Genomic DNA, 7,705 nt, shown 5'->3' with positions numbered 1-7,705 from the left:
TTTGTTTCGTATTTCTTAACCCCCGAAAGGGTCGAGTCATACGTCGCTACTCAAAGGAAGTGAGGTATGTGCTTAGACTTGACATCTAAGGTACTTCACTTCTAGTGAGCACTTGATTTCATTGTGCCTGTGACCGAAGTCACTATGCACTCGCATCAAGCGCCCACACTTATCGGTTGTTTAATTGTTAAAGAGCGGTACTGCCAAATTCTGTACTACTTACTGCCTGCTCGCTTCGCTACGCCGCTTTCGCTGGCGCCGCGTTGTTTGCAGCAGAGAAACGAGATTATGAAGAAGTTTTTTTCGCTTGTCAAGTCGGCGTCACATACTGCGTTTCGCTTTCTTGCTTGCGACCTCTCCAGGTCTGCCTCTCTTAGCAGCTATCGAAATATCAGGGTTAACCCTAAGTTTTCGGCAACTGCCAAGCCCAAGACTATAACACGATTTTTGCAGATTGTGCAACTGGCTTTTGCCTAACTTGCTGCAATCCTTGCAATAACCGCGGGGCATTCATTTCTGACTGCTTTGCGGCAGACCTGGCTCGAATCCTCTTGCCCGACCTGTTGTGCTTGCTTGGCTTCGCGGTTCAAAACCGTCCGAACTGCGAAGGAGCGAGACTATAGCACAAGTTTTCTGCGCGTCATGCCGTGCAGCCAAATATTTGTTCCAGATGTCTCCGCGATCTGCAGCGCCCCGCTAGCGGCGCCGCTCTTGCACCACCCGCTAGGCTATATATAGCTGGAAGACAGGTCATCTCCCTGGCAAGCGCGCGGCCCCGCCTTCTATATATAGAAGGCGGGGCCGCGGGGGGAGTAGACAATAACGCCGGGTGGGGCGCCCATCAGGGGCAAAAGGCCCCGGCTACCAGCGCAGGTAGTCCGCGTCGCGCAAGCGCGCCAGGTCGCGCTTGACTGCGGCTTCGTTCATCAGCCATCTGGGTGCGCCCAGATCCTGCAGCATGTGCTCATCCAGATCGGCAGCCAGATGACGCAGGCGCGCTTCATTGCGGCGCTTGCGATAGGCGGCCGCAAGCCTCGCGATGAATCCCACGCGGGGCGCTGCCAATTCGGCGGACGGCGCCGTGACGGGCTGGGCGGCGGACTGCTGACGATCCCTGGAAATGGCGGCCAGGGCGGAAGAAGACGGGGTGCAAAGCTGTGCGGACATGATGGGCTCCAGGTGTTTATGCACTTTGGTAAGCGTAGTCGCCCAATACTCGGCTGAAAATCGAATTGTTTTGGGGGTATCGGTAAGCTATGATGACCAATCTCTTACTGGGTCCTCTCCATGCGCCTGCCGCTCAGCACCCTCCCCGCCTTCCGCGCCGTGGCCGAATTGCAGAACCTGCGCGCGGCCGCCGAAAGGCTGCATCTGACCCACAGCGCCGTCAGCCAGCAGATCAAGGTGCTCGAAACCCAACTGGGCTTTCCCCTGTTCGAGCGCAGCGGGCGGGGCATCGTCCTGAATTCGGCTGGCGCCGCGCTCTTGTGCAGTGTGCAGGGCGCCATGGCGCTACTGGACGAAGGGACGATGGCAGCGTCGGCCGCGGCCTCGGGCAGTGAACAACGCTTGCGTGTGTCGGTGCTGCCTTCTTTCGCGCAACGCTGGCTGTTGCCGCGCATGGCGCGGTGGCGCGAGCGCAATCCGGGCCTGACGCTGGAAATCGAGACCTCGCAGCAAGTGGTGGATCTGCTGCGCGACGGTTTTCATGCCGCGCTGCGTTTTGGGCGCGGCCCCTGGCCGGGTGTGGAATCGGAGACCTTGTTCGACACGCCCCTGCCCCTGATCGTCCTGGCATCGCCGGAAACCGCGGCGGCGCTCCCCGATCATTCGCCGCAGACGCTCGCGCGCCAACCGTTGCTGGGCGAGCGCGAGCTCTGGCAAACCTGGTTCAGCGCCGCAGGGCTGGACACGCCCATCACGCCGGTGGCCTCCTTCAACGATGCCGGCATGATGATGCAGGCCGCCGAGCAGGGCCTGGGCATCACGCTGGGACGCCAACTGCTGGCCGCGGACGCGCTGTGCTCGGGCCGGCTGGTGCAGATTTCCCCGATCAGCATCGAGTACGAACAGGCGCAGACCTATCACCTGGTCTACCGGCCCAGCCTGCGCGACTGGGCGCCGCTGGTGGAACTGAAGCAGTGGCTGCGCGACGAGCTGGAGATGTCGCGCGAAAACCTGAGCGCCCCCAAGTCCGGCCCCGGCAAGAAAGGCCAGGCAAAAAAAAGGTAAAGCAGCCTCCGCTGCTTTACCTCTACCAAATCGCGGCGCCAGCGGAAACCACGGTCCGCAAGCCGGGATGCGCTACGCACGCAAACACCGGCAGGCGCCGCGGCGGCGGCAGTCACACTTTGCGGCGGGCCTCAGGCCACCTTGCGCGCAGCCGGGCTGGCTGGCCGCATCGTATCGGTTTCATTGAAACGCTGGTGCCAGGAAAACGCTTCTTCGAGCAGATGCGGCGTCTGGCCGCCACGCTCGCAGGCTCGGTCGAAATAGTCCTGCAGGGCGTCGCGGTAGGACGGATGCACGCAGTTCCGGATGACCGCGCGCGCGCGTTCACGCGGCGCCAAGCCGCGCAGATCCGCCAGGCCGCATTCCGTGACCAGGACGTCCACGTCATGCTCGGTGTGGTCGACGTGAGACACCATGGGCACCACGCTGGAGATGTCGCCGTTCTTGGCCATGGACTTGGACACGAAGATCGCGAGGTGCGCGTTGCGCGCGAAGTCGCCCGAACCGCCAATACCATTCATCATGTGGGTGCCGCCCACGTGCGTGGAATTGACGTTGCCGTAGATGTCGAACTCCAGCGCCGTGTTGATGGCGATGATGCCCAGACGGCGCACGATCTCGGGCGCGTTGCTGATCTCTTGCGGGCGCAGCACGATGCGCTCGCGGTAGTGCTCCATGTGGGCCAGGATCTTTTCGTACACGGGCTTGGACACCGTGATCGAAGAGGCCGACGCGAATGCAAGCTTGCCCTGGTCCAGCAGTTCGATGGCGCTGTCCTGCAGCACTTCCGAGTACATCGTCAGGTTCTCGAAGCTGGACGACTCGAAGCCGTGCAGCACCGCGTTGGCGATGGTGCCGATGCCCGCCTGCAAGGGCAGCAGCTCGTTAGTCAGGCGACCGGCGTCGACCTCGCGGCGCAGGAAATCATTGATGTGGCCGGCGATGGCATTGGTTTCCTCGTCGGGCGGCAAGGCATTGGACGGGCTGTCCGGCTCTTGCGTGATGACGATGGCGGCGATCTTGGCCGGGTCCACTTCAATGCAGGACTGGCCGATGCGCTGGTCGGGAGAAACCAGGCCGATGGGCTGGCGCGCCGGGCGGGCTTCGGGCACGTAGATATCGTGCAGGCCCTCGATGGCGGCGGGCACGCCCATGTTCAGCTCGATGATGATGACGTCCGCCTGCTGCGCAAAGGAGGCGGAGTTGCCCACCGACATGGTCGGCACGATGGCGCCGGTCTCGGTGATGGCGGCGGCCTCGATGATGGCCACGTTGATGGGGCCGATATGGCCCGCGCGCAACTGCTCGACGGTTTCGGACAGGTGCTGGTCGATGAAGGCGATTTCACCCTGGTTGATCTTGCGGCGCAGGGTGGTGTCGACCTGGAACGGCATGCGGCGCGCCAGCGCATTGGCCTGCGCCAGCATCTTGTCCGTGTCATGGCCCAGCGACGCGCCGGTGATCAGGGTGATGGAGAACGGTTCGCGCTCGGCGCGGGCTGCCAGCGCCGCCGGCACCGATTTACAGTCGCCCGCGCGGGTGAAGCCGCTCATTCCGACGGTCATGCCGTCCTGTACCAGCAAAGCCGCCTCATCGGCGGAAGTGATCTTGGCGCGCAGCCCAGGGTGGCGGATACGGTCGAGATGCATGGTGTCTCCAGATTCAAGGGCCTACGTGCGGCGGGGCGCGGCATTGCCGCCATGCGCCCAGGCGCCGTCTGACGCGGCGTTTCCCAAGGCTCCAGGGCCGACTCGAGGCGGCCCGGGAACGAATTTTCCGCAGTATAGGAAGGCCGGCTCAAATCTCGTAATGACTTAAAATCATCCAAACAAGTCGCTTTTTTCATCGTTTGAATGTTTTGCGCGCAACGCGCGAGGGAATTCCGGTCCATGGACGTGCGCGCATTGCGGTACTTCGTCGAAACCGTCAGGCACGCCAGCTTCACGCAGGCTGCCAAGACGCTGTTCGTGACGCAGTCGACGGTGAGCAAGATGATCCGCCAGCTGGAAGAAGAGGCCGGCACGCCGCTCTTGATCCGCGACGGCCACACAGCCCGTCCCACCGATACCGGCCGGGTCATGTACCAGCGCGGCCTGCAGGTGCTGGAAACGATGCGCCAACTATCGGAAGAACTGCGCCAGACCGCGGACCTGCGCCGGGGCGCGCTGGAAGTCGGCATCCCGCCCATGATCAACCTGCTGTTCACGCCGGTGGTCAAGCGCTTCCGTGAACTGCATCCGGGCATACACCTGACCCTGCGCGAAGGCACCGGCCAGGCCGTGGAAGGACTGGTGGCGAGCGGGGAACTGGAAGTGGGCGCGACCATACTGCCGATCGCGCCGGACGGCGGCCTGGCCGCCCAGCCCTTCGGCAGCTACCCGATCTGGGTGATCGGCCCGCCCGACGCGCCCTGGGCCGGCAAGACCTCGCTGCCGCTCTCCGCCCTGCGCGACGCCCGCCTCTTGATACCCACGGACGACTTCGCCATGACCCGGCGCTTGCGGCAGGCGTTTGCCGATGCCGGTTTCCAGCCCGGCATCGCGGCCCAGAGCGCGCACTGGGACTTCCTGGTGGCAATGGCTTCGGCGGGCCTGGGCGTGGCGCTACTGCCCGAGCCCCTGATGCAGCGCATGAAAACGCGCGGCTTGAGCACCGCCAAGCTGGCCAAGTCCGGCATGCAATGGGAAGTCGGCCATATCTGGCAGCAGTCCGGCTATCTGTCCTATGCCGCCCGCGCCTGGCTGGAGGTATGCGACGCGGTACTGGGCAAGCCCAAAAAGCGGGCCGCGCCGAGCGTCCGTGCTGTTTGAGTTGAATCCAAACGTTGACCTCGTAAATATGGTTTGCGGACGCCGCGCCCGGCACGCCCTGCCAGCGGCCTTCCGTCGCCTATCCGGCCCTATTTCTATCCCTGGTCCGCGCCCGCGGGATAGCCGCCGAGCACGCCAAAACAAATAGGGCCGTAGCGCTCGTTTTTGTTGCAACGAATGAGGCGGCGGCTTGCTATGCTCCCGCCTCGAATGCGAGCGACTCGCCCCAGAACATGACACAGACTTCCATTCCCCTGCGCGCGCGGCCTCACCGCGCCCGCGCGTCGATTTTCACGACGCTGATTGCGGCGCTGCTGCTAGTCCTTTTCCTGCTGCCGGCCCATGCCGCGGCGCCGCCCACGCCCGCCGACACGGAAGCGGCGCTGGCAACCGCGCGCAAACAGATCGACGACATCCGCAAGCGCGTTGCCGACGAGACCGATGACGCCACCCTGGTGAAGCAGCGCGGCGACGCGCTGGACATCCAGTCCAAGGCCGACGCCGCCGCCGAGGCCCTGACGCCCCAGCTGGCCAGCGTGACGGCCCGCTTGAGCGAACTGGGCACGCCGCCCGAAGGCGTCAAGGAAGCGTCCGACGTTGCGGCCCAGCGCATGCAACTGGACAAGACCAGCCGGGCGCTGGATGCGCAGATCAAGCTGGCCAGGCTGCTGTCCGTGGATGCCGGGCAAACGGCCGAACAGATATCGGCGCAGCGGCGCAAGCAGTTCCAGGCGCGCCTGGGCGAGCGACGCGACTCGTTCCTGTCCGACCAATTCTGGACCGAGTTCCGCGAGGAGTTCCCGCGCGACCTCGAACGGCTGGAAGCGCTGCGCGACGACCTCGCTACCGCGGTCGGCCAGACGCCGAAATGGGGCTGGCTGCTATTGGGCGCGGCGATCGCGCTGACGATCGCCCTGCGTATCGCCATCGGCCGGGTCCTGTTGCGGATAACCGCCACGCGCGTGCCACCGGGGCGCCTGCGCCGCTCCTTTCTTGCGGTCACGCATGTGGTCCTGGCCGTTGCCACGCCGGGCGTCGTCGCGCTGTTGATCCATATGGGGCTGGACTGGAATTCGCAGCTGAGCGACAACACCTCGTCGTTGCTCGCGAACCTGGTGGGAACGGTCTGCTTCGGCGGCTACGTGTCCGGCCTGGGCTATGCGCTCCTGTCCGCGAACCGGCCGTCGTGGCGCCTGCCGCCCGTCAGCGACATCGTGGCGGCGCGCCTGCGCTGGCTGCCCGCCGTGCTGGGCGTGCTGGTGGTGATGATCTGGCTGGCCGAGCGACTGCCGGTGCTCTTGAACGCGAGCCTGACCACCACCATCACACTGACCGGCATCGTCGCCGTCCTGACCATGGCGATGCTGGGCGCGGTGCTGGCCATCAGCCGCCGGCTGCGGCGCCAGGCCATGCAAGAAAGCGAGACGCCGATCCCGTTCTGGGTCTCGCTGCTGCTGGGAGCGGTGTGGACCGTGCTGATCCTGAGCCTGGCCAGCCTGCTGGCGGGCTATGTGGCGTTCGGCAGTTTCATGGTCAAGCAGGTGCTGTGGGTGCTGATCGTGCTGGCCTCCGCCTATCTGCTGTCGACGCTGATCGAGGACGGCTTCAGCACGCTGCTCGGCACCTCGCACCGCGACGGCGGCGAGCACGAAGCGCCCAGCATGCGCGACCAGGCCGCCGTGCTGCTGTCGGGCGTGGGCCGCGTGGCGGTCGGCCTGCTGGCCGTGATTCTCCTGGCCGCGCCCTTCGGCGAAGCGCCGATGGACCTGCTGCAGCGCTTCGACCAGCTGCGCAAGGGACTCGCCATCGGCGAAGCGCAGATCCGCCCCGGCGCCGTGCTGCAGGCGCTGCTGGTGCTGGCGCTGTCGCTGCTGGCCGTGAAGATGCTCAAGCGCTGGCTGTCCAACCGCTACCTGCCGACGACCGAACTGGACCCGGGCATGCAGTTGTCGGCAGCCACGCTGTTCGGCTATGCAGGTTTCGTGATCGCCGTGGCGCTGTCGCTTTCGGCCGCGGGCATCGGCCTGGAACGCGTGGCGTGGATCGCGAGCGCGCTGTCGGTGGGTATCGGTTTTGGCTTGCAGGCGGTCGTGCAGAACTTCGTGTCCGGCCTGATCCTGCTGGCCGAGCGCCCCGTCAAGGTGGGCGACTGGGTGTCGCTAGGCGGCGTCGAGGGCGACATCCTGCGCATCAACGTGCGCGCCACGGAAATCCAGATGGGGGACCGCTCCACGGTGATCGTGCCGAATTCGGAGTTCGTCACCAAAACCGTACGCAACGTGACCCGCTCGAACCCGCTGGGGCTGGTGCAGATCAAGCTGCCTTTGCCGCTCTCCACCGATGCCGAACAGGTGCGCGAATTGATCCTGCAGGCCTTCTCCGACCACGAAGACGTGCTGGACACGCCCGCGCCCAACGTCTTCCTGGATGGCATCGAAGGCGGCAATCTGGTCTTCAACGCCAAGGGCTACGTGTCCTCCCCCCGGGCGGCCTACGGCGTGCGCAGCGCCCTGCTGTTCACCCTGCTCAAGCGCCTGCATGACGCGGGCCTGGAAGTATCTTCGCCGCCCACCATGCTGCTGGCGTCGCCCCCCCAGCCGGCGGCGGCTCCCCTCGCCGTACCGCCGCCCGCCCAATCCTGAATCATCCCTCCCTTGTCCCGC

Annotated in this window: 5 protein-coding genes; 3 read left to right on the top strand and 2 right to left on the bottom strand. The window is 65.0% G+C overall.

What is annotated here, in order from left to right:
• Positions 1–861 precede the first annotated feature (861 nt).
• A complete protein-coding gene (locus IB257_RS31555) occupies positions 862–1,167 on the bottom strand; it encodes a hypothetical protein (protein WP_225588913.1) in 306 nt (101 codons plus the stop codon).
• A gap of 120 nt (positions 1,168–1,287) precedes the next feature.
• Between IB257_RS31555 and IB257_RS15700 the strand changes: the two genes are divergently transcribed.
• Entirely contained in the window at positions 1,288–2,232 is a 945-nt protein-coding gene (locus IB257_RS15700) for a LysR substrate-binding domain-containing protein (RefSeq protein ID WP_119450664.1), read from the top strand.
• Positions 2,233–2,363: 131 nt separating this feature from the next.
• Here the strand turns inward: IB257_RS15700 and IB257_RS15695 are convergent, their stop codons facing one another.
• The gene (locus IB257_RS15695) at positions 2,364–3,881 is read right to left on the bottom strand and encodes an acetyl-CoA hydrolase/transferase family protein (RefSeq protein WP_192492526.1); all 1,518 of its coding nucleotides are present in this window, start codon (positions 3,879–3,881) and stop codon (positions 2,364–2,366) included.
• Between the two features lie 240 nt (positions 3,882–4,121).
• Here IB257_RS15695 and IB257_RS15690 point away from each other — a divergent pair, with 240 nt between their 5' ends.
• A complete protein-coding gene (locus IB257_RS15690) occupies positions 4,122–5,042 on the top strand; it encodes a LysR family transcriptional regulator (protein ID WP_119450662.1) in 921 nt (306 codons plus the stop codon).
• A gap of 233 nt (positions 5,043–5,275) precedes the next feature.
• Entirely contained in the window at positions 5,276–7,684 is a 2,409-nt protein-coding gene (locus tag IB257_RS15685; protein WP_192492525.1) for a DUF3772 domain-containing protein, read from the top strand.
• Positions 7,685–7,705: the final 21 nt, after the last annotated feature.

The sequence above is a fragment of the Achromobacter sp. ACM03 genome, from assembly GCF_014851665.1.
In the GTDB taxonomy this organism is placed as follows: Bacteria; Pseudomonadota; Gammaproteobacteria; order Burkholderiales; family Burkholderiaceae_B; genus Achromobacter; species Achromobacter aegrifaciens.
The sequence above is the reverse complement of the archived record's forward strand: the minus strand, read 5'-3'. Positions and strand labels throughout refer to the sequence as shown.